This is a genomic window from Caldicellulosiruptor sp. F32, from assembly GCF_000404025.1.
Lineage (GTDB): Bacteria > Bacillota > Thermoanaerobacteria > Caldicellulosiruptorales > Caldicellulosiruptoraceae > Caldicellulosiruptor > Caldicellulosiruptor saccharolyticus.
In genome coordinates this window covers 1-21661 of sequence record NZ_APGP01000025.1, presented here as the reverse complement: position 1 = coordinate 21661, position 21661 = coordinate 1, and the positions used below count along the sequence as shown (strand labels likewise).

Genomic DNA, 21661 nt, shown 5'->3' with positions numbered 1-21661 from the left:
TAAAGGGGACAGACAAAGGATTTTAGAGATTCTAAACAAATATGAACCAATAGTACTTGATACAGTACCACTTACATTAGAGGAGATATTCATCTATGAGATGGGAGGGATTGGATATGAGGTTAAAGATATCATTCTTTAATAAAAGCATTTTCCTGTCAGACCTAAAAAGATATAGCTGGATAGGTTTACTGTACTTTCTTGGACTTTTTACAAATCCGCTTTTAATTATTCTGTTTGATATACCAAATATTTTGAAATATAAAGATTTCAAGATTTCATCATCAGTTTTAAATTATTGGAGTTATACAGGACTTTTGACATTTTTGGCTGGTATGCTTACGTCAATTTTGATTTTTAGCTATCTTCACTCGAAGGAAGCCTCTGATTCTATTCACAGTCTTCCAGTAAAAAGAGAAACTCTGTATTTTTCTCATGTATTTTCTGGCTGTTTTATACTACTTATTCCTATTATATTAAATACTGCTATTATTTTGGGCTTGGTAATCAGATTTAAAGATTTCTTTGTGTTTGGAACAGAAGAGGTTTTTTCATGGGGGCTTTATATAACTTTGTACTGTATGCTGTTTTTTACAGTTACAACCTTTTGTGCAAGCATAACGGGTTCAATAGCTGTTCAAGGATTTTTAACAATTGTTTTGTTAAATCTACCTGTATTTTTATACGTAACAGGAGTTTCAAACCTTTATGGCTTGGTTTTTGGATATTATGCAGAAACAAACTCTCAGCTTATTGACAAATTAGCACCACTTGGAAGAATCTTTGGTGGCGGCAGTATGCCTAAAATGGGTTTTGTAGAAAAGATAGTTTATATTTCTCTAGTAATTATTTTTTTCATACTTGGTGCAATCTTTTATAGACTTCGCAAAAGCGAAAAAGCAGGAGAGTCTATTGTTTTTAAACCTTTTGAGTATATATTCAAATATGGAGCTGCGTTTTGCGGGATGCTTTTTGTTGGTTCTTATTCTACTCCGCTTGCTCAAGGTAAACTTTGGAGTATTCTTCTCAGCTATTTTATTGGTTCGTTTGTTTGTTATTTAGTTGCTGAAATGATCTTGAACAAGAGATTTAATGTCTTCAACAGAAAGCTATTTCAATATGTATATTTTTTGATAGCAATGATAGCAATAATTGGAATTGTTAAATTAGACGTTTTTGGCTTTGAAAGGTATGTACCAAAACCAAATGAGGTGAAAGCTGTGATTTTTAAAGATGACACTTTTCTATCGTCATATAATTTTTCAACATATAAAATTGACAATAAATTTTTCAATCGTGATATCATCAATAATACTATAAGACTTCATGAGTATATTACAAAAAATAAAAGACAGGTTTTGGCATCAGCAAATCAACCTTTTTCGTGGACTTCTAATTTGTACATCAAGTACTATCTCAAAGATGGCAAAGAAATTGAGAGACAATATGTAGTTGATAGATACTCTTTATCAAAGTATTTAAAACCGATTTATGAAAATAGAAACTATAAGCAGCACATAAATCCATTATTTAAAGTAAGGCAAACAAATGTAAAGTCAATTGTACTTACTAAAAGAGGTTCAGAAAGGCAATTCAACATTAAAGAAGAAGATATTCAAAAGTTTCTAACCATCCTAAAAGAAGAGTTTTCCAATACTAAGTATGAAGAGCTTGTTTTCACTACAAAGGAGCCTTGGGGGTATATTACAATAAATCTTAAAAATGTAATTTACAGAGGTTATAATACATTTGCAAGTCACTTAGATGTACCTTTTTCAAAGTCATACTCAAAACTCGAAAAGTGGCTTTCTGAAAGAGGTTACATAAAATATGCCCGTGTCATGCCAGATGAGATAGCATATGCTGCGATTGGGAAAGTGAGCAGTCCAGAAAAAGTAAGAAATAGTGTACCTGAAAAGCTTGCTCAAAAAGCCTTTAAAAAGGCTACAGATAAAAGCTTAATTGAAAAATACCTTCGCAATTATGAAAATCCATATATATGGCACAGTTACAAAAGTAATGGTAAACAGCTTTATTATATCATCTTTTTTGACAGAGCTAATCATATCTATGACTGGGGGTTATTAAAATCACTGTAAAAAAATAACTTGAAGTTTTTCCAGGCAAGTATAAAGCTTCATCCCCTCCATGGTTGATTCTCAAAAGGAACGTAGTTATCCTCATCAACATCAAACAAATACACATAAGTCCAAGCTTTCAAAATGTCACCTTTCTCAAGCACAACCTCAATCTCTTTTCTTTTGTAAAGCTCACCTTCATCCTCAAATTCATCTATCTTTTTCAAGGTGCTTGGGTCAATTTGGTAAACCTCACCCAGCACCTTTGAGTTTTCTTTTGGTACTATCGCTGGGTACCAGCTTACCTTGTAAAGCCCAAAGCCTTCTAAAATGGCTTTTCCTATAAATTTACAGCCTTTGAGCAAATAGTTGTGGCTGTTATGAGAAAGAAGGCTGCCATAGACAAAAAGGTACATTTGTAAATATCCCCCTTTTTAATTTTAAAATTTTGCCAGCGGCTTTTCTCTGTGTTCAGGAATCATCCTGAGCAATCTCACAGGAATCTTCATTGCAAAGACAGTACTTTAGTTTATATCCAAAATAGTTGTACTTATCAGCCCAGTCGCACATCATATCTAAGATAGGTAGTACTTCTTTTCCTTTTTCGGTTATTGTATACTCAACCTTAATAGGTACTTCAGGATAGACCTTTCTCTCAACAAGTCCATGCTCTTCAAGCTCACGAAGTTGTTTTGTCAAAATTCTGTGAGTAATATCAGGGATTAAGTGTTGCAGCTGAGCAAATCTTAGTGTTCCATATTCACCTAAATACCACAAAATAAGTGGTTTCCATTTCCCGCCTATTACCTCAAATGCAACTTCTATCTCACATGTTGCTTCCTTGACTTTTTGCTTTTGAGCCATATCAAAAACACCTTCCTTTAGTATCATCTATGATACTTTATATCCAAAAAGTGCACTCTTGTAAACGTTGACAAGAATATTATACTAAACTTAAAAGGAATTTTGGCTCTGAGTTTTGAAATTATATTTTGGAGGGATAAAAACCATGGAAAATTTAGTGTTTAACTACTTTATGCCGACAAAAATTCTCTTTGGTCCAGGAAGTTTAAACAGGCTCAGAGACGAGAATTTGCCTGGCAAAAAGGCTTTGATTGTCATATCAGCAGGTACCTCTATGAAAAAGTATGGATACTTGGACAGGTTAATTTCTATCTTAAAAGAAAAAGGAATAGACTATGTTGTATTTGACAAGATTTTGCCAAATCCAATTAAAAAACATGTTATGGAAGGGGCAAGATTAGCAAAAGAAGAAGGCTGTGACTTTGTAATTGGTCTTGGTGGTGGAAGCAGTATAGATTCTGCAAAAAGCATTGCTCTTATGGCAAAACACGAGGGTGATTACTGGGACTATATTGTCGGTGGGACAGGCAAAGGAAAAGTACCAACAAACGGTGCACTTCCAATTGTTGCAATAACCACAACAGCTGGAACTGGAACAGAGGCTGACCCTTGGACTGTTATAACAAATGAAGAAACAAACGAAAAAATAGGCTATGGCAATCAGTACACATTTCCGACGCTTTCTGTGGTTGATCCAGAGCTTATGTTAAGTGTGCCACCGCACCTTACTGCATACCAAGGGTTTGATGCTTTCTTCCATGCGGTTGAAGGGTATATAGCAAAGATTGCAACTCCAGTAAGTGATATGTTTGCACTCAAAAGTGTTGAGCTTATAGCAAAATACTTGCCGCTTTGCGTGAAAGACGGTAGCAACTTGGAGGCAAGAACATATGTTGCACTTGCAAACACGTTGGCAGGATTTGTTGAGTCGACTTCCAGCTGTACATCAGAGCACTCAATGGAACATGCGCTTTCTGCTTTTCATCCAGATTTACCTCATGGTGCAGGGCTTATAATGCTATCTGAAGCATACCATACATTCTTTGCCTCAAAAGTGCCTCAAAGGTATATCCAGCTTGCAAGAGCAATGGGCATCGATGTTGACGGCTTGCCAGAGGATGAAAGACCATTTGCATTTGTCAAGGCAATGAAAAAGCTTCAGGAAGAGTGCGGTGTTGGGAATTTGAAGATGTCTGACTATGGAATTAAAGAGGATGAAATTGAAAAGCTTGCTGACAACGCAGTAAAAACAATGGGCGGACTTTTTGAGGTTGACCCGTATAAGCTTTCTTTTGAAAAGACAGTAGAAATTATGAGAAAGGCGTATAAATAAATTAAATAAATGTTTACAATAATTATAAATCGAATCCAAAAAATACAAAAGGAGCTATTCGGCAACAAATCTGAATAGCTCCTTTTATTCTAAAGTCTATTAATGAAGAATAAAAAAACATCATTGTTTGCTCGATATGATATTAGAACACAGTAACAAAAAGTTATCCTCAATTCATGAGATTACTCCTTACTTTTTTTATTTGTTCAATTTCTAATCCTGTTACCTTAGCTATAAAATTATCATCTGCTCCTGCAAGTATCATATTTTTCACTATGTTCATAAGAGTTTCTTTTGAACCTTTTTCGATTCCCTGCTTTATTCCTTCTTCGATTCCTTCCTCATATCCTTTTTCTTTTCCTTTTTCTTCAGCTTGTTTATAGTATTCTTGAATCAGTTGTTGAACATTGAATATAAAATCACCCACATCATCCACCCCCTCTTCTTCTACTTTTTTTTAAAAGATCATCAATCATATTTTTCATTTGATCTATTACCTGAGGTCGTACAATTCTCAACAGCCATGAACAAAATACCTTAAGCTGCTCCTGAGGTAGCCCCCTTATGTATTCAGATACTTCATTCAGCTTTTTCACAAATTCTTCTGCATATCGCTTCGACTTTTCTAAATACAGTATACTGCTCAAAAGGTCTAACCGGCCTTTGAGTTTTTCTTCATCAAGTTTATTTACGTCTACTAACCAGTAGTTGAATATATCATCCTTAAATATATCATACCCTCTTATTATATGTCGAGGAACACTCCAGTTCTTTTTACCATTATAAAGCACAATAGGAATTATCGGGGGTAAAAGTTCCTCCTTATTTTCTTCCATATGCCTTTTCCATATTAAATTCATATATTCAAATAGTCTTATTGGCATACTTTCATCTACTGTTGATTGAGCCTCGATCAAAACATAAAAATAGATATCTGTTTCCTCTAATTTTGCCTTATAAATGACATCTGCTTCCTTTTCTAAGAACTCGTCTTTAATAAAGCTCCTGTCTACAAACTCCAAACTCTCTGGATCTATTTTATCTACCCAGTCCCTGTCTAAATGATCTTTTAAAAAATTTAAAAATACATCCTTAAATTGTAAAACTCTTTTAAAAGTTAAGTCATACTGGTTGTGTGGAACTTTTTGTGTCATTATTTTACTCCCTATCCTTCCTTTTTTATATTAAAACTTCGTTGTCGAAAAATTTTTAATTATCTTGATTTTTAATTTAATTATACCATAAAACTTAATTGATTTCACAAAAAACAATTTCATTTTAAACAAGACTACAGCATGACAAAAAACAATAAAAAGACATAGCCAGCTTGCGCAAAGCAGTTGGCTATGTCCTTTTTTTATTACTTAGTCTTCCTCTAATATCTTCCACAAAGGTTTGTTCTTTTTCTTCAAAACCACATCATCATCTTTCAGCTGCAGCGGCATGACAGATACAACAATGTGCTTGTGTTTTAAAAGCTCTTTTTCTATAAACAGCCACGTATGATTGTGCAAAATCTTTTGCCACCAGCGCTGTACAGTAAATTTGGGTATGATGACTGTTATCATGTCCCCCTTTTGATAGTTGTACTCTTCTGACTTTATATACTCTAAAAGCGGTTCTAATATTTTTCTATAAGGTGAATACCTTATTACAAGCGGAATAGAGCAATTGAGCATTTTATACCTTTCTTGTAGCTTTTTTGCCTGCTCCTCATTTATTGATACATTGAAAGCAATTACATTGTCTGAGATTGTTTTTGCAAATCTAAGAGCACGGATGCTTGCCTTATTTAAACTTTCAATCGGTACAATAACTCTGTTTCTGTAGATGTTATGATCAACATCCAATAGTTCTTTGTCTGCAGGTGTTACTCTCAGCTGATCTGCGACGGCAATATAATGAAGCTTTACCTTTATCATTGCAAAGACAAGTAGAGGAATTAAAAGAACAACAATCCACGCACCTTCTTTGAATTTAGTTATTGCAATTATAATGACAACAACAAATGTTGTGAGTGCACCAAATCCGTTTATAAATGCTTTTATGTGCCAATGACTACCTTTGTTCTTAAGCCATCTTACAAACATGCCTGATTGAGATAGTGTGAATGATATAAAGACGCCGACTGCATAAAGACCAATGAGCGCTGTTACGTTACCATTAAATGCTACAATCAAAAGTGCAGATACCAGAGCAAGGATGATAATTCCATTTGAATAGCTAAGTTTATCACCTTTGAGGCTCAGCTGCCTTGGCACAAATTCTTCTTTTGCCATGACAGCAACAAGCATCGGAAAGCCAGAAAATGCAGTGTTTGCAGCAAAAACAAGGATTATAAAGGTTGTTGCAGCAACAACATAATACATAAAGCTTTTTCCAAATATTTCTTGTGCCATCAAAACAAGCATAGCACCTTCAGTAGGAACTATATGATAGTGTGTTGCCAAAAGTGTTGTTCCGCCAAACAGAACGAGAATTACTAACGACAATAAAAGCAAAACAGTTTTAGCATGTTTTGTTGCCGGGTCTTTAAAGTTTGGAACAGCATTTGATACAGCCTCAATTCCAGTTAAAGCTGTGCACCCGCTTGCAAATGCCTTCAAAAGCAAAACGAGAGTAACAGGATGGGGGGAATAATTTACCTTTGGCTCTGGCGGAACATATCCCACCCTTAGTTTTATATACCCAGCTATGATTAAAACTAAGATTGAAAACATAAAAGCATAAGCAGGTATCCCAAATATTCTGGATGATTCTCTTATTCCCCGAAGGTTTCCAATCATCAAAAATAGGACTAAAAAGAGACATAAAGCGATCTTATAAGGCTTTAAAAATTCAAGCGCGGTCACAATCTGGTCAACACCTGAGGAGATAGAAACTGCCACTGTCAAGATGTAGTCAACTGACAAAGATGCTCCCGCCACAATGCCTGCCAAAACGCCAAGGTTGTCCTTCGCGACAATGAAAGCACCGCCACCATTTGGATAGTTTTCAATAGTTTGTCTGTAAGAAAGCATTAAAATAAAAAGAAGTATTATGATTGCGGATGTTACAACAGATATTTCTTTAAAAGCGAGAAATCCTATTGCAGGCAAAAGGACATACAAAATTTCTTGTCCAGCGTATGCAACAGACGATATAGCATCGCTTGACAAAATTGGCAATCCCCATAAAACACCATATTTTTCTGTCTTCTCTGCTTCATTTGGCAAAGGCTTTCCTATAAGGATTCTCTTTAGTTTTTCAAACAAGCCAAAACTCCCCCTCTGAGTAGTTGATTTAAGTAATTTTCACATGATTACAAAATTATATTCCCCTAAAAGTTTTAATTCAATTGTTATTTTGATGTTTTATAGATAGTAAAATATATAGGTTGTAGAGATTATGCACTAAAAATTGAGCTAACTGAAAAATAGCTCAAGTGGTTTATTTTTCTGAGACTTTTAAAATTTAAGCCAAAAAAAGGCAATAAAAATATGCACAAAACTGAGAGTAACAAGTTGTAGGAAATACATAATGAAGTGAAAATATAAGTTTTTTCGGCAGAACTTTTATTTGATCTACTTTCATTATTTTCATCCTAATTTAAAAAACATTCACACACCACGCTATCCTACTTGTTAAATTTTTACAAAAACTTAACAAGAATATTTTTCTTTGCTAAAATGAAAAACAAGGCATATTTGCAAAGGAGGAGAGAAGTTCGTTGAGAAAGAGCAAAAGTCTCACATATAAAATATTGAGCGAATGGATAACTTTTCGCAAAAGAATGATATTGGAAGCATTTGTAGTGGGTATTTTCGCAGGAGCCGGGGTTACCTTATTCAGATACATATTAGAAAAACTTTCTGAGGTTGTGAAAAATATTTACGATATCCTAAATACAAGAAATTTTTGGATTTTAGGCTGGGCAATTGTTTTAACTATTGTAGCTTATCTCAGTGGGGTAATTTTAAAAAGAGAGCCCATGGTAAGTGGAAGTGGAATACCTCAAGTAAGTGGTATAGTGAAGGGATTGTTAAAAGTTTACTGGTTTAAAATACTTTTGTATAAATTTTTGGGAGGAGTGTTGTGTATAGGAAGTGGACTGTCTTTAGGACGAGAAGGTCCTTCGATTCAATTAGGAGCAGCGATAGGACAAGGAATAAGCAGATTTTTGAAACGATTTAGGGTTGAAGAAAAATATCTTATTACATGTGGTGCAAGTGCAGGCCTTTCAGCTGCATTTAATGCACCCTTGGCTGGAGTTGTCTTTGCACTTGAAGAATTACATAAAAACTTTTCACCGCTTGTTTTAGTTTCGACAATGATTTCATCGCTTACAGCAGATTTTGTTTCTTCAAGCTTTTTTGGATTAAAACCTCTCTTCGATTTTAGTTATCTTACACTTATTCCACTTAATAAGTATCCTTACCTAATAGTGCTTGGAATAATAATGGGATTTATTGGTTTTGCTTTTAACACAGTGCTATTAAAGACTCAAGAAATATATAAAAAAACAAAACTGAGTACAGAGATTAAGCTTTTAATACCATTTTTACTTTCTATTTTTGTTGGTTTATTCATTCCAGATGCCTTAGGTGGGGGAGAAAATGTAATCAGGTCTCTGAATAATTCTAAGTATGGGCTGTTTTTTACTTTAACTTTGTTAGTGGTTAAATTTTTGTTTACCATGATCAGTTATGGTTCTGGCGCTCCAGGTGGTATTTTTATGCCACTTCTTCTAATTGGGACTTTAGTAGGGAACATTTATGGAATTTGTGCAAGCAAGTTCTTTCATTTAAACCCCAGCTTCATTAAGGACTTTGCTATTATAGCAATGGCAGGCAATTTTGCAGCAATTGTAAAAGCACCAATAACAGGAGCATTGTTAGTTACAGAAATGACAGGTTCTTTTAGACATTTATTAGCACTGAGCACAGTTTCTATCTTGGCATATTTAACTTCGGAGATATTAAAAAACAAACCGATTTATGAAGTATTGCTGGAGCGTTTACTTGAAAATGGCTATGTGAAAGTAGAAAGAGATGAAGAGAACAAAATATTATTTGAAGTACCTGTTGGTGTTGGCTCTGCAATTGATGGGAAAAGAATAAAAGATATTGAGTGGCCATCTGATTGTTTGTTAGTAAGCATCAGAAGAGGTTCTTCAGAATTAATACCAAGAGGTGAAACTAAGATTTTAGCTGGGGATTATTTAGTTGTTCTGACAAATGAAAATAAATTTTTAGATTTAAACGAAGAACTATCTATCATGGCCGCACAACCGACAAAGCTTCGAGACAAAAAGTGGTAATGATTTAAATGCTGATAAAAAGACCTATTCATGGTCATGACTACAGATCAATGTGAAAGGTTAAATCAAATTTTTCCACCAAAATTATTGTTTTTTTCAACTTGAAAAAGTAAGAATAATGTCGGAAAATAAAGACGAAGGATAAAAATTAAATACTTAGGTGGTGAAAAAATATGACTGAAAATCCTTTTACAAATTATTTGAAATCCCCAGAGATAAAAGATGTCACTATCAAAGACCCATTCTGGGGAAGGTATGTAGATCTCGTTCGTGATGTAGTTGTACCATATCAGTGGGAAATTTTGAACGACTTAGTTGATATTCCTGTCAAGAGCCATGCAATAAAAAATTTCAAGATAGCAGCGGGTCTTGAAGATGGGGAATTTGAGGGATTTGTTTTTCAAGATAGCGATGTTGCAAAGTGGCTTGAAGCAGCATCATATGTTCTTGAAAAGTATCCAAATCCTGATTTGGAGAAAAAGGTTGATGAGGTCATTGATATAATTAAAAAGGCTCAGTGGGAAGATGGGTATTTGAATACATATTTTACCATCAAGGAAAAGGGCAAAAGATGGACAAATTTAGAAGAGTGCCATGAACTTTACACTGCAGGACATATGATTGAAGCTGGTGTTGCTCACTTTAAAGCAACTGGAAAGACTAAGCTTTTAGATATTGTTTGCAAGCTTGCAGACCATATCTATAGCGTGTTTGGAAAAGAAGAGGGTAAGATCAGAGGCTACGATGGACATCCCGAGATAGAGCTTGCTCTTGTAAAGCTATATGAGGTAACAAACAATAGTAAATACCTTGAACTTGCAAAGTTTTTTATTGATGAGAGAGGACAAGAACCATACTACTTCGATATAGAATGGGAAAAAAGAGGCAAAAAAGAGCATTGGCAAGGATTTAAAGGACTTGGAAGAGAGTATTTGCAAGCACACAAACCTGTTCGAGAGCAAAGAGAAGCTGTGGGACATGCTGTCAGAGCAGTTTACCTTTATTCTGGCATGGCCGATGTTGCTCATTATACAAAAGATAAAGAGCTCTATGAGGTATGTGAAGCCCTATTTGATGATATAAGAAATAGAAAGATGTACATTACAGGTGCAATTGGTTCATCTGCGCATGGTGAGGCATTTACATTTGAATACGATTTGCCAAATGCTGCTGCGTATGCTGAGACTTGCGCATCTGTAGGGCTTGTATTTTTTGCCCATCGGATGAATAGAATAAAACCACACCGCAAGTACTACGATGTTGTAGAAAGAGCTCTTTATAACACTATAATAGGAGCTATGTCACAAGATGGCAAAAAGTATTTTTATGTTAACCCTCTTGAAGTATTTCCAAAAGAAGTAGAAAAAAGGTTTGACAGACACCATGTAAAACCAGAACGTCAACCTTGGTTTGGCTGTGCTTGCTGTCCACCAAATGTGGCAAGACTATTGGCTTCTATTGGTAAGTATATTTATTTGTACAATAACAATGAGATATATGTAAACTTGTATATTGGCAGTGAGGCTGAATTTCCAATTAATAACCAAAAAGCAAAAATCGTACAAAATTCAAGCTATCCATTTAATGATGAGGTCAATTTTAAAATAATTACTGATGGAGAAGTGTATTTTACTCTTAATTTGAGAATTCCAAGCTGGTGTGATAAGTTTGAAATCAGAATCAATGGAGAGCTTTTGACTGGTTTTAATTTAAAAGATGGCTATGTTTCAATAACACGTGGCTGGAAATCAAATGATAGGATAGAGATTATACTTCCAACTCAGCTGAAAAGAGCATATTCAAATCCTCTTGTGAGAGAAAATATTGGCAAAGTTGCAATAGTAAAAGGTCCTGTTGTTTTTTGCATTGAAGAGGCAGACAATGGGGATAATCTTCATTTAGTTTCTGTTGATAGAAATAGCAGTTTGGAGCTCCAGTTTGATGAAAAATTGCTAAATGGAATTTACGTAGTTTATGCACACGGTTACAAAATTAGGAGAGACGATTTTGAAGATCAACTTTATAAAACTGATTTTGAGGTCAGATATCAACCTACGAAGGTGAAATTTATCCCATATTTTGCATGGGGAAATAGAGGAAAAGGAGAAATGAGAGTGTGGGTGTATGAGAAATAGAGAATTAAATAGTTTTTTGTAAATAGAATGTGTGATAAAATATTGTGAAAAATGGAATGAGAAAAAGGAAGAGGTCTTAAGAATGCTAATTAATAAGGTTCTATTCTACCTTTTTTCTACTTCTTTTGCCTTAGGATTGTTAGACAAAATCATAGGAGATAAATTCAAACTTGCTTCAAAAGCCGAAGAAGGCTTTGTGATTATGGCAAAGGCAATATTTTCAATGACGGGAATACTTTATCTGTATCCATTTTTGAGCTTTATATTGATAAATCCTTCAAGATTTTTGGCAAGGCTATTTCAAAGCGATGGAGCAGTGTTGATATCCTGTATTTTACCTATAGATATGGGTGGGTATCATATTTCCAGTGAGGTTTCAAAAGATGAAACATCAAAATTGATAGGTGGTATTTTATTGAGCTCTACTTTGGGGGCAAGTATAGGTTTTACATATCCTGTTGCGTTTGGAATACTAAAGAAAGAATACAGGGATGAGTTTATTAGAGGCAGCCTTATAGGAATTATATGTATTCCCGCAGGTATTCTTTTGACATCTATTTTTTACGGGTTTGACGTTTTAAAAGTTTTCAGACTAATATTCTTTGTCATAGCAATTGTGATTATATTAGCTTTTGGAATTGCTAAAGAATGGTTCATTTTAATAAATTTGATGAAAATTTTGGGCAGGGCAATGAACATCTTGAATTTAATTGGTCTTATATTTTTAGGTTTTCACATTCTAACCGGCAGAGCAATTTTACCTTACAAAACTGCTTTAGATGAGAGCATAAAACTGCCTTTGAAAATGGCAATTTTAATAGCTGGAAGCTATGTATTTTTCTCAATTGTTTATAATGTGTTAATAAAATATTCTGGTTTTGTTAGAAAATACCTAACGTTAAATCAACAGGGGATAGAAGGAATGATGATACTTTTGATAAATTGTGTTCCCACACTTTATCTTTATGAGAAGATGGATTCTAAGTCAAGAGTTATAAATGCAGCATTGAGTATTACAACTGCTTCTGTTGTGGGCCCACAATTAGGATTCTTAGGTGCAGTTGCACCTTCATATATATCAATTTTCCTCTTTAATAAGCTTATAAGTGGTCTTCTTGCTATAGGGGGGACAGTTTTGTATCTGAGATATAAAAGCAAACAGCTATATAAAATATGAAAATCCCTAACTCCGTCGGAGTATAGGAATGCTTTTTCTTCTATTCACATTAACACCAACTGAAGGTCGGCTTTTATAATTATTCTTTTGTTTTTTTTCTGAATAATCTTCAAAATACTTTCCTTCTACAATCCTTACAAACTGCTGAAAAGAAATTTTATCTGAAATAGTGAACCTTGGAAGCTCGTATGGGCTACTGTTTGATGTTACGTACCCTTTTTTTGTTGTAAAAGCAAGCTTATAATTAAAGGATTTTAAAATCTCAATTATTACTTCATTATATCCACCAAACGTGTATGCAAAATAAGGTGATTGAACTACCATCTGACCATTTATAAAATCAAAGAGAATGTCAAGCATGCTGTACTGCAAAAGTGCAGGTTTGCCATTTACAATTTTATGCATATCATATGTGTGAGAGCCAAACTCAAACACATCAGAGTATTTTACCATGTCTTCTAAATTAAGGTATTCAAATTCATCAGGTCTATTTGACTTGTCTATAACAGTTTTTCCAATTACAAAGATACAAGCTTTAAAACCATATCTTTTTAAATTTGGGTATGCCAATGTGACATTGTTTTTGTATCCGTCATCCATTGTGATTACTACAGAATTTTTTGGTGGTGTATACTCGCCTTTTAAAAATCTATATAGCTCATCCATTGTCAATGTCTTAAAGTTTTTTCTATGAAGATAATCCATTTGGATTTCAAAATTTTCAATAGAGGTGACTGTACTATGGTTGCATTTTACAGCTTCTTCTTTGTCTTTGTAAAAGTAATGATAAACCAGTACTGGTATTTTGATTTCTTCTCGTTGAGCAGAAACGTAAATTGGAAACAATAATATTAAGGAAATTGCAACTATTGTTAATACTGCGATGAAATATTTTGTCTTTTGCATTATAAAATTTCACCTTCTTTTGCAGCAAGTCTTTCTCCCAAAAGACACAACATTATTTGATTATAAGGGTAGTTTGTGTGAATATAATTAAAAGAATGTTACAGAAATTTGGGAAGAGAGTTTATCGAAATACAGAAAAATAAAGGAGACTGCCGCATTTTGACAGCCTCCTTCGCAAATCTCATTTTTTCCAAATTTATATTTTTACTTTATTTTAATTGCTGAATCTTAGTTGCAAAGCCTTCCAAAAGTTTTAAGATGCTTGACAAGTCAGGTTGTACATTTTGCCGTTTTATCATGCTTTCATTTATTTGCAAAAACTTTACATCATTTCCAGTTGTAATATTGGTTATCTCAATTCTTGAAGAAACACCACTGTTGTTTGCAGGCATGTTTTTAATTATAATCTTTACAATTTTATTTGTCTTTTGGTCTAAATAAAAGCTTACTTTGTAGTCATCCAATTTTAATAAGTTCACTGATGAAGTGATTGCACTTTCAATCTGTTTTGTAATTTGAGCTCCGCTAATTGAAGCAGGGTCTACATTTAAAGATTTTAAAGCTTGCTTTTCTTCATCTGTCAATGTTTTGAGATATAAATCTATCATTGGCGAAAACTGGGAGAGGATTGTTCTTGTACTTGAAAGCAAAAGATCTTTTGCTGCAGGCTCTATAACTTTGCCAGGCAAAGTTGTTGTCAGCACATAGCAGTCAACGTTTTTGCCAAAAGCTAAAGTTTTTGTCCTATAAGCACCTTTTACAATAGAAGGTGTCTGTGAACTGAGATAGTTCAAAACTGTTTGATTGAACTTATTTAGGTTTTGAGAAAGTGGTGTGTCTAACATATTAATTGAGAGCCACAAACTTGCAGGGAAGCTGGTTTCTATATATTTATTGTCTTTTGTATCCAGGATATAAACCTTTTGACCATTTACATAAGTTGTTGAAGTTGAATTTCCTTTTTTGGCTTGAACAAAGAATTTTTTGTTTTTCCTATCTGCAGATATTTTGTGGCTACTTGTATTATTTACCAGAACATTTACACCAAAGCCTATTGATTTTTGACCGTTGGAGGTAGTGATGATGTCACACGAAATTGGAAGATCAGGATTCAAAAGCTTGGTAAGTTCAGTTTTAAAAGCTTTTTCTAAAGGATTTGATGAGGATTGTTGAGTTTGGGCTGCTGGTACAAAGGGCGCTGAAATGAAAAGGATAAAACTCATTATTGTTAATAAGGCAAATAATTTTTTGAAACTTTTCATTCTTTCTCACCTCCAGATTTAATTTTTCTCGGAGTATTAACACTTTCTATATAAAATTATATCACTCTTTTTTAAAAAGTGACCATTCGTTTTGTTTTTCCGCTCTTTCAGTTCTTCTATCTTTTTCCTATAAAACAACTTTGTGTAAAAATAATTTGAGTGGAATGTATGCTTAAATTGTATATATACAACTTTTTTTATCCTCTCTCTTTTGTTCTTTTTGCATATATGCTACTATATTTTTAAAGAAACATGTATGCACAAGCAAAAGGGGAAAAGGGGGATTTTTATGGCAAAGTTCAGTATAGGAATTGATTTTGGGACACAGTCAGGAAGAGCAGTGCTTGTTAATGTTGAGACAGGTGAAGAGGTTGCAACAAGTGTGAAAGAGTACACTCATGGAGTCATGGACGAGAGCTTGCCAGATGGTACAAAACTTCCTCATGACTGGGCACTTCAACATCCACAGGATTATATAGAGGTTTTGGCAACAACCGTTCCAGATGTCTTGAAAAAAGCAGGTGTTTCCAAAGACGATGTGATTGGAATAGGAATTGACTTTACAGCCTGCACTATGCTTCCTATCAAAAAGGATGGGACACCGCTTTGTGAGCTTCCCAAGTTCAAGTCAAATCCTCATGCCTATGTTAAGTTGTGGAAACACCATGCTGCTCAAAAATATGCAAATAGGCTAAACCAAATAGCCCAAGAAAGAGGGGAGAAGTTTTTACAAAGATATGGCGGAAAGATTTCATCCGAATGGCTATTCCCCAAAATCATGCAGATTTTAGAAGAAGCACCAGAGGTTTATGAAGAGGCAGACAGATTCATTGAGGCTGCTGACTGGATTGTAATGAAGATGACAGGGGTTGAGAAGAGGAACTCATGCACAGCAGGATATAAAGCTATCTGGAGCAAGAGGGAAGGATATCCTTCAAAAGAGTTTTTCAAAGCACTTCATCCAAGACTTGAGAATGTTGTTGATGAAAAGCTATCCCGCGACATATATCCTATTGGCCAGAAAGCTGGTGAGCTCACACAAGAGATGGCAAAGCTAATGGGCTTAAATCCTGGAACAGCTGTTGCAATTGCAAATGTGGATGCGCATGTTTCAGTTCCTGCTGTTGGGATTACTGATATTGGTAAGATGCTGATGATAATCGGAACATCTACATGCCACATGCTTTTGTGGAATGAAGAGAAGATGGTCCCAGGCATCTGCGGGTATGTCGAAGATGGAATTTTACCTGGCTTTTATGGGTATGAGGCAGGTCAGAGCTGTGTTGGAGACCATTTTGAATGGTTTGTTGAAAACTGCGTGCCAGCGCATTACTTTGAAGAAGCAAAGCAAAAAGGATTAAATATCTACCAGCTTCTAAAAGAAAAAGCAAAAGCATTAAAACCTGGTCAAAGCGGTCTTTTGGCGCTTGACTGGTGGAATGGTAACAGGTCAATTCTGGTTGATGCAGACCTCACTGGTATGATGCTTGGCATGACCTTAACTACAAAGCCAGAGGAGATGTACAGGGCACTGATTGAGGCAACAGCGTACGGCACAAAGATAATAATTGACAACTTCAATGAGCATGGCATTGAGGTAAGAGAGCTTTATGCGTGTGGTGGCATTGCTGAAAAAGACGAGCTTTTGATGCAGATTTATGCTGATGTGACAGGACTTGAGATAAAGGTATCAGCATCACCTCAGACGCCAGCACTCGGCTCTGCAATGTTTGGTGCAGTTGCTGCAGGAAAAGAAAAAGGTGGTTATGACAGCATATTTGAGGCTGCAAAGAAGATGGCAAAGTTAAAAGACTATTCTTACAAGCCAAATCCAAAAAATCATGAGATTTACAAAAAGCTCTACAGAGAATACAGAATTCTTCACGACTACTTTGGCAGTGGAGCAAATGATGTGATGAAGAGGCTAAAAGAGATAAAAGAAGAAGTTTCGAGGATGTAAAGCTTTTAGGTTTTTTAACTTTTCAAACACAGGCTACCCATTTTTAAAAAGCTTTTCGGACTTTTTGAAGGGTAGCCTGCGAGTTAAATAATGGTATTGATTTAAAATTTTTTAAGTGGTATGATAAAAATAAACTTGTATGGACAAGATGATGATAAAATGAGCAAAACCAAATATGAGATTATAAAAGATTTTATTATTGAAGGAATTAACTCTGGCAAGTTCAAAGAGGGCGAGAAGATTTATTCAGAAAATATGCTTGCAAGAAAGTTCAAAGTTTCTCGTCACACGGTAAGAAGAGCTATAATGGAACTTGAGTTTGAAGGACTCCTTGTGTCTCAAAAGGGGAGAGGTACGTTTGTTGCAAAGAAAAGTGCTGACAGCTCTAAATGCATTGCTGTTCTGACAACATTTATATCAGACTACATCTTTCCCCTGATTATAAGAGGAATTGAAAAGGTGATAGCACATGAAGGGTACGGGCTTTTGCTATTTTCAACCGACAACAGCTACGAATTTGAAAGATATCACTTAGAGAGCATAATAAACAATCCAAACATAGACGCTGTCATAATAGAGCCGACAAAAAGTGCCTTGCCTTCTAAAAATCAAGACCTTTACAGAAAACTTATACAAAAAGAGATTCCTGTAATTTTCATCAACACTATTTTACAAGACATAGCACAAAACTACATAATAACCAAAGACCAGTCAGCAGTTTATAAGCTTACCCAGAGTCTTATAAAAAGTGGGTGCAAAAAGCTTCTTGGCATTTTCAAAGGAGACGATTTGCAGGGGATAAAAAGGTATAGTGGGTTTGAAAAGGCATGCAAGGAGGCACAGGCAGAGTTTGATGCAATCTTTTTTACAAGTGAGGAGTACAATTTTGTTCATAACAGAGCAGCTGAAATCATCTCAAGAGAAAGATTTGATGCTGCTGTTTGTTACAACGACAAGATTGCCCTTCCTCTTTGTGTAAAGCTAAAAGAAATGGGATTTAGAATTCCTCAAGATATATCGGTTACTGGATATGACAACTCACTTCTTTCTACACTGACAGAAATAAAACTCACAACAGTTGAACACCCAAAAGAAAAGCTTGGCGAGATGGCAGCAAAAGCAGCACTATCTATGATAAAGAAGAGCAGAACTGGTGTCAAGGAAGAGGTTGAATGTGAGATAATCTTCAGAAATTCAACAAAAGGAGGATTTTAAAAATGCTTGAAAGCTTAAAAGAACTTGTTTGCAAATACAATTTATATCTTCCAAAATATGGTCTTGTTACATGGACATCCGGAAATGTGTCAGCTCGCGACCCTGACACAAACCTTGTTGTTATAAAACCATCAGGTGTGATGTACGACGATTTGACACCTGATAAGATGGTAGTTGTTGACATGGACGGAAATATTGTTGAAGGGAATTTAAAACCTTCAACAGACACTCTCACACATCTTTATGTATACAAGCACATGCCACATATAAATGCAGTGGTGCACACACATTCTAACTATGCAACGGCGTTTGCAGCACTGGGCCAGCCAATAAAAGTGTATTTGACAGCAATTGCCGATGAGTTTGGCTGTGAGATTCCATGCGGACCGTATGCTCAGATTGGTGGTGAAGACATAGGCAAGGTAATAGTTGAGTATATAGGAGAAAGTCCGGCAATTCTTCTTCAAAACCATGGAGTATTTACAATAGGAAGGACTGTTGATGAGGCAGTAAAAGCGGCTGTTATGGTAGAAGATGTTGCAAAAACAGTGTTTATTGCAAAGATGATGGGCGAGCCTATCGAGATTCCACCTGAAGAGGTAAAAAGAGCTCATGAGAGATACGTGACAAAATATGGACAAAAATGAGCATATTTTTAAATCAAACCCCCAGCACAAAAAGGTTTTATTATACAAAGCACAAGGCTGCCGTTAATTTGGCAGCCTTGCTTTATTTTATATTCCAAATACCTCTTTTACAACCTCTTTTAACTCTTCATCACTTATTGATGTATTTCTTCCATTTTCATATTGACCATCTACCCATTCTTTGACCTTCTGAACCCTTGGGTCTTTTTTGTCAACCTGAATGTCAATACCGCTGTCTTTAAAATACCTGTTTATCCAGATTACAATTCCTGCAATACCTGAGTATGCATCTATAATAACCTTTGGTGGTCTTCCCAAGATTTTACCTGTATCAAATATATTGTAGATTTCCTCATCCTTCATGAGCCCGTCTGCATGAATTCCAGCCCGTGTTGCGTTAAAGTTGTCACCAACAAAAGGCGTCATTGGCGGAATTTCATAGCCTATTTCTTTTTTGAAATAGTCGGCAATCTCAGATATCACAGCAACATTCATACCATCTGCACTGCCTCTTATCTGAATATATTCCATCACCATTGCCTCTAATGGTGTGTTGCCGGTTCGCTCACCTATTCCCAAAAGAGATGTGTTTACCATTGAGGCACCATAAAGCCATGCCATTGTTGAGTTTATGACTGCCTTGTAAAAATCGTTATGGCCATGCCATTCAAGCCACTCAGATGGCACCTCACCATAGTTTACAATCCCATAGATTATTTGAGGCACGCTTCTTGGAAGAGCCACCCCCGGTATTGGTGAGCCAAGCCCCAGCGTGTCACAGGCTCTGATTTTCACAGGCATATTTGCCTCTTTTGAAAGCTTCATAAGCTCATTTATAAACGGCAGGACAAACCCGTAAAAGTCTGCGCGTGTGATGTCTTCAAAATGGCAGCGTGGTATAATTCCTGCCTCTAAAGCTGCTGACACAATCTCTAAGTACTGTTTCATTGCCTGGCTTCGTGTCATCTTGAGCTTCTTAAAAATGTGATAGTCCGAGCATGAAACCAGAATTCCTGTTTCCTTGATACCAAGGCTCTTTACAATCTCAAAATCCTCTTTTTTTGCGCGAATCCAAGCAGTGACTTTTGGGAAATCATAACCCTTTTCCAAACACTTTAAAACTGCTTCCTTGTCCTGCTTTGAGTACACAAAAAACTCTGTGTGAAGAATAACGCCACTTCCATTGTCAAGCTCATGCAAGTAGTCATAAATCCTACAGATTTGCTCAACAGTGTAGGGTGAGCGTGACTGTTGGCCGTCTCTGAAAGTTGTGTCGGTAATATAAAGTTTTTCTGGCACGTTCATGGGCACAATCCTGTGGTTGAAAACAAGCCTTGGTACTTCATTGTAAGGATAGATGTTCCTGAAAAGATTTGGCTCTTCAACATCCCTGAACTGATACTCAATCTCAAGAATGTGAGTTTTTGGATTAAATTTAACATTCATAAAAACAAACCTCCCTTTCAAAGCTTCGGGGGTTAGCTGACGGGTTCGGGCAGAAAGGGATATTTGCCCTACAAGGCAAGATGCCTTGATTCACCCCGAAAAAGTGGGTCCCCCCTATCCTGTGGATTTTGCCACAGGAATTCAGCTTTTTTGTTTTTATTTTTTATTATGATTTTTATCATACCAGAAAAGCGGCAGTTTGGCAAGAAAGAATGTCTATACCTTTACAAGCTCATACTCCAAACTTCCAAGCCCAATCTCTTGAGCATGCTTTAGTGCAACTCTCCAGTCTGTGTCAGGATGAACGCTCTTGAACCTGTCAATCTTGCCGTCAACCTCAATGTGTTTTGCTGTTTCAAACACAGACCCAGCTGGTGTGAATGCAGAGCTATTTACAAGGTCAACACATGCCTTATCCAAAGCAACAGGGTCAAATGACGCAGCTATGCCGATATCTGGTGCAATAGGAATATCATTGTGTGACCAGCAGTCACAGTCAGGTGATATGTTCATTATAAAGTTTACATGAAAATGAGGCTTGTCTTTGAGCACCGCATATGCATACTCAGCAATCTTTTCGCTTGCAATTGATGCAGCCTCATCCCACTTGACTGTTGCTGCGCCAAACTGACACACTGCAACGCACTGACCACATCCAACACATTTTTCATAGTCAATGACCGCTTTTTTCTTCTCACTCAAAGTTATAGCAAACTGCGCACAGCTTTTGACGCACATTCCGCAGCCAACACATTTTGATGTCTTTATAACCGGCTTTGAGGATGAATGCATAAAAAGCTTTCCACCACGCGAGCCAGAACCCATCCCGATATTTTTGATAGCACCACCAAACCCTGTCATCTCATGACCTTTAAAGTGGTTCATTGAGATTATAATATCAGCATCTGCAATGGCAGAGCCAATCTTTGCTTTTTGAGTATGTTTAAGGTTCACCTCAATCTCTCTGTACTCTGTTCCTTTGAGCCCATCTGCGATGATTACATGACAGCCAAGTACAAGCGGGTTAAACCCATTTTCATACGCAGCTTCTAAGTGGTCCAGAGCATTGCTTCTTCTTCCCGTGTAAAGTGTGTTCGCATCTGTTACAAAAGGCTTGCCACCAAGGCTTTTAATGAGTTTTACAATCCTTGCGACATAGTTTGGTCTTATATACGCAAGGTTTCCTGGTTCTCCAAAGTGGACCTTGATAGCAACAAACTTGTTTTTAAAATCGATTGTTTCAATCCCTGCCTTTTTCACAAGATTTTCAAGCTTGTCGAGCATATTATACCCTGGTTTGGTTTTAAAGTCTGTGAAATAAACCTTTGATGCAGCCATG

The 21661-nt window shown here is 35.9% G+C and carries 15 protein-coding genes, 1 pseudogene and 1 riboswitch; of the genes and pseudogenes, 8 read left to right on the top strand and 8 right to left on the bottom strand.

Going from position 1 to position 21661, the window contains the following annotated elements; translation table 11 throughout:
• The first annotated feature begins 116 nt into the window (after positions 1-116).
• The gene (locus tag H964_RS01800) at positions 117-2099 is read left to right on the top strand and encodes a DUF6449 domain-containing protein (RefSeq protein WP_039764240.1); all 1983 of its coding nucleotides are present in this window, start codon (positions 117-119) and stop codon (positions 2097-2099) included.
• 38 nt (positions 2100-2137) lie between these two features.
• Here the strand turns inward: H964_RS01800 and H964_RS01795 are convergent, their stop codons facing one another.
• Entirely contained in the window at positions 2138-2494 is a 357-nt protein-coding gene (locus H964_RS01795) for a gamma-glutamylcyclotransferase family protein (RefSeq protein ID WP_039764239.1), read from the bottom strand.
• 55 nt (positions 2495-2549) lie between these two features.
• Positions 2550-2942, bottom strand: a complete 393-nt coding sequence (locus H964_RS01790; protein ID WP_011916278.1) for a winged helix-turn-helix transcriptional regulator — start codon at positions 2940-2942, stop codon at positions 2550-2552.
• Between the two features lie 145 nt (positions 2943-3087).
• Between H964_RS01790 and H964_RS01785 the strand changes: the two genes are divergently transcribed.
• Complete coding sequence (locus H964_RS01785) at positions 3088-4275, top strand: iron-containing alcohol dehydrogenase (RefSeq protein WP_039764238.1); 1188 nt, start codon at positions 3088-3090, stop codon at positions 4273-4275.
• Positions 4276-4444: 169 nt separating this feature from the next.
• Here the strand turns inward: H964_RS01785 and H964_RS01780 are convergent.
• Both H964_RS01780 and H964_RS01775 read right to left on the bottom strand, forming a co-directional pair.
• Positions 4445-5429 (bottom strand): annotated as a pseudogene (locus H964_RS01780) (Rpn family recombination-promoting nuclease/putative transposase).
• A gap of 210 nt (positions 5430-5639) precedes the next feature.
• The gene (locus H964_RS01775; RefSeq protein WP_039764237.1) at positions 5640-7529 is read right to left on the bottom strand and encodes an APC family permease; all 1890 of its coding nucleotides are present in this window, start codon (positions 7527-7529) and stop codon (positions 5640-5642) included.
• 455 nt (positions 7530-7984) lie between these two features.
• Between H964_RS01775 and H964_RS01770 the strand changes: the two genes are divergently transcribed.
• The 3 genes from H964_RS01770 (at position 7985) to eutH (ending at position 12886) form a co-directional block, all read left to right on the top strand.
• Positions 7985-9574 (top strand): ClC family H(+)/Cl(-) exchange transporter, encoded by a 1590-nt coding sequence (locus H964_RS01770; protein ID WP_039764236.1) that lies wholly within the window; start codon positions 7985-7987, stop codon positions 9572-9574.
• 173 nt (positions 9575-9747) lie between these two features.
• The gene (locus tag H964_RS01765) at positions 9748-11709 is read left to right on the top strand and encodes a glycoside hydrolase family 127 protein (RefSeq protein WP_039764235.1); all 1962 of its coding nucleotides are present in this window, start codon (positions 9748-9750) and stop codon (positions 11707-11709) included.
• 82 nt (positions 11710-11791) lie between these two features.
• A complete protein-coding gene (gene eutH, locus H964_RS01760) occupies positions 11792-12886 on the top strand; it encodes an ethanolamine utilization protein EutH (RefSeq protein WP_039764234.1) in 1095 nt (364 codons plus the stop codon).
• Between the two features lie 6 nt (positions 12887-12892).
• Here eutH and H964_RS01755 read toward each other — a convergent pair whose 3' ends face one another.
• Entirely contained in the window at positions 12893-13792 is a 900-nt protein-coding gene (locus H964_RS01755) for a polysaccharide deacetylase family protein (RefSeq protein ID WP_039764233.1), read from the bottom strand.
• Between the two features lie 209 nt (positions 13793-14001).
• Entirely contained in the window at positions 14002-15054 is a 1053-nt protein-coding gene (locus tag H964_RS01750; RefSeq protein WP_039764232.1) for a hypothetical protein, read from the bottom strand.
• A 289-nt stretch (positions 15055-15343) separates the two neighbouring features.
• Here H964_RS01750 and H964_RS01745 point away from each other — a divergent pair, with 289 nt between their 5' ends.
• The 3 genes from H964_RS01745 to H964_RS01735 all read left to right on the top strand — a co-directional run bounded on the left by H964_RS01745 (position 15344) and on the right by H964_RS01735 (position 18876).
• Positions 15344-17014, top strand: coding sequence for a ribulokinase (locus H964_RS01745; protein ID WP_039764231.1), 1671 nt, complete (start codon positions 15344-15346; stop codon positions 17012-17014).
• Positions 17015-17134: 120 nt separating this feature from the next.
• Complete coding sequence (locus H964_RS01740; protein WP_011916288.1) at positions 17135-18229, top strand: GntR family transcriptional regulator; 1095 nt, start codon at positions 17135-17137, stop codon at positions 18227-18229.
• Between the two features lie 2 nt (positions 18230-18231).
• On the top strand, positions 18232-18876 hold the full coding sequence (locus tag H964_RS01735; RefSeq protein ID WP_011916289.1) for an L-ribulose-5-phosphate 4-epimerase: 645 nt from the start codon (positions 18232-18234) through the stop codon (positions 18874-18876).
• 87 nt (positions 18877-18963) lie between these two features.
• On the opposite strand, the gene H964_RS01730 is transcribed toward H964_RS01735, so the two are convergent.
• Both H964_RS01730 and H964_RS01725 read right to left on the bottom strand, forming a co-directional pair.
• Positions 18964-20322: a 2-isopropylmalate synthase gene (locus H964_RS01730; RefSeq protein WP_039764227.1), complete on the bottom strand. Its 1359-nt coding sequence runs from the start codon at positions 20320-20322 to the stop codon at positions 18964-18966.
• A gap of 5 nt (positions 20323-20327) precedes the next feature.
• A riboswitch (cyclic di-AMP (ydaO/yuaA leader) is annotated at positions 20328-20479 on the bottom strand.
• 59 nt (positions 20480-20538) lie between these two features.
• On the bottom strand, positions 20539-21660 hold the full coding sequence (locus H964_RS01725) for a DUF362 domain-containing protein (protein WP_039764226.1): 1122 nt from the start codon (positions 21658-21660) through the stop codon (positions 20539-20541).
• Position 21661: the final 1 nt, after the last annotated feature.

Bases quoted from the DNA above. Each gene is read 5' to 3' on its own strand.
- H964_RS01800 (WP_039764240.1), top strand. From the start codon at position 117: ATGAGGTTAAAGATATCATTCTTTAATAAAAGCATTTTCCTGTCAGAC.
- H964_RS01795 (WP_039764239.1), bottom strand. From the start codon at position 2,494: ATGTACCTTTTTGTCTATGGCAGCCTTCTTTCTCATAACAGCCACAAC.
- H964_RS01740 (WP_011916288.1), top strand. From the start codon at position 17,135: ATGATAAAAATAAACTTGTATGGACAAGATGATGATAAAATGAGCAAA.
- H964_RS01745 (WP_039764231.1), top strand. From the start codon at position 15,344: ATGGCAAAGTTCAGTATAGGAATTGATTTTGGGACACAGTCAGGAAGA.
- H964_RS01755 (WP_039764233.1), bottom strand. From the start codon at position 13,792: ATGCAAAAGACAAAATATTTCATCGCAGTATTAACAATAGTTGCAATT.
- H964_RS01750 (WP_039764232.1), bottom strand. From the start codon at position 15,054: ATGAAAAGTTTCAAAAAATTATTTGCCTTATTAACAATAATGAGTTTT.
- H964_RS01735 (WP_011916289.1), top strand. From the start codon at position 18,232: ATGCTTGAAAGCTTAAAAGAACTTGTTTGCAAATACAATTTATATCTT.
- H964_RS01790 (WP_011916278.1), bottom strand. From the start codon at position 2,942: ATGGCTCAAAAGCAAAAAGTCAAGGAAGCAACATGTGAGATAGAAGTT.
- H964_RS01730 (WP_039764227.1), bottom strand. From the start codon at position 20,322: ATGAATGTTAAATTTAATCCAAAAACTCACATTCTTGAGATTGAGTAT.
- H964_RS01725 (WP_039764226.1), bottom strand. From the start codon at position 21,660: ATGGCTGCATCAAAGGTTTATTTCACAGACTTTAAAACCAAACCAGGG.
- eutH (WP_039764234.1), top strand. From the start codon at position 11,792: ATGCTAATTAATAAGGTTCTATTCTACCTTTTTTCTACTTCTTTTGCC.
- H964_RS01785 (WP_039764238.1), top strand. From the start codon at position 3,088: ATGGAAAATTTAGTGTTTAACTACTTTATGCCGACAAAAATTCTCTTT.
- H964_RS01765 (WP_039764235.1), top strand. From the start codon at position 9,748: ATGACTGAAAATCCTTTTACAAATTATTTGAAATCCCCAGAGATAAAA.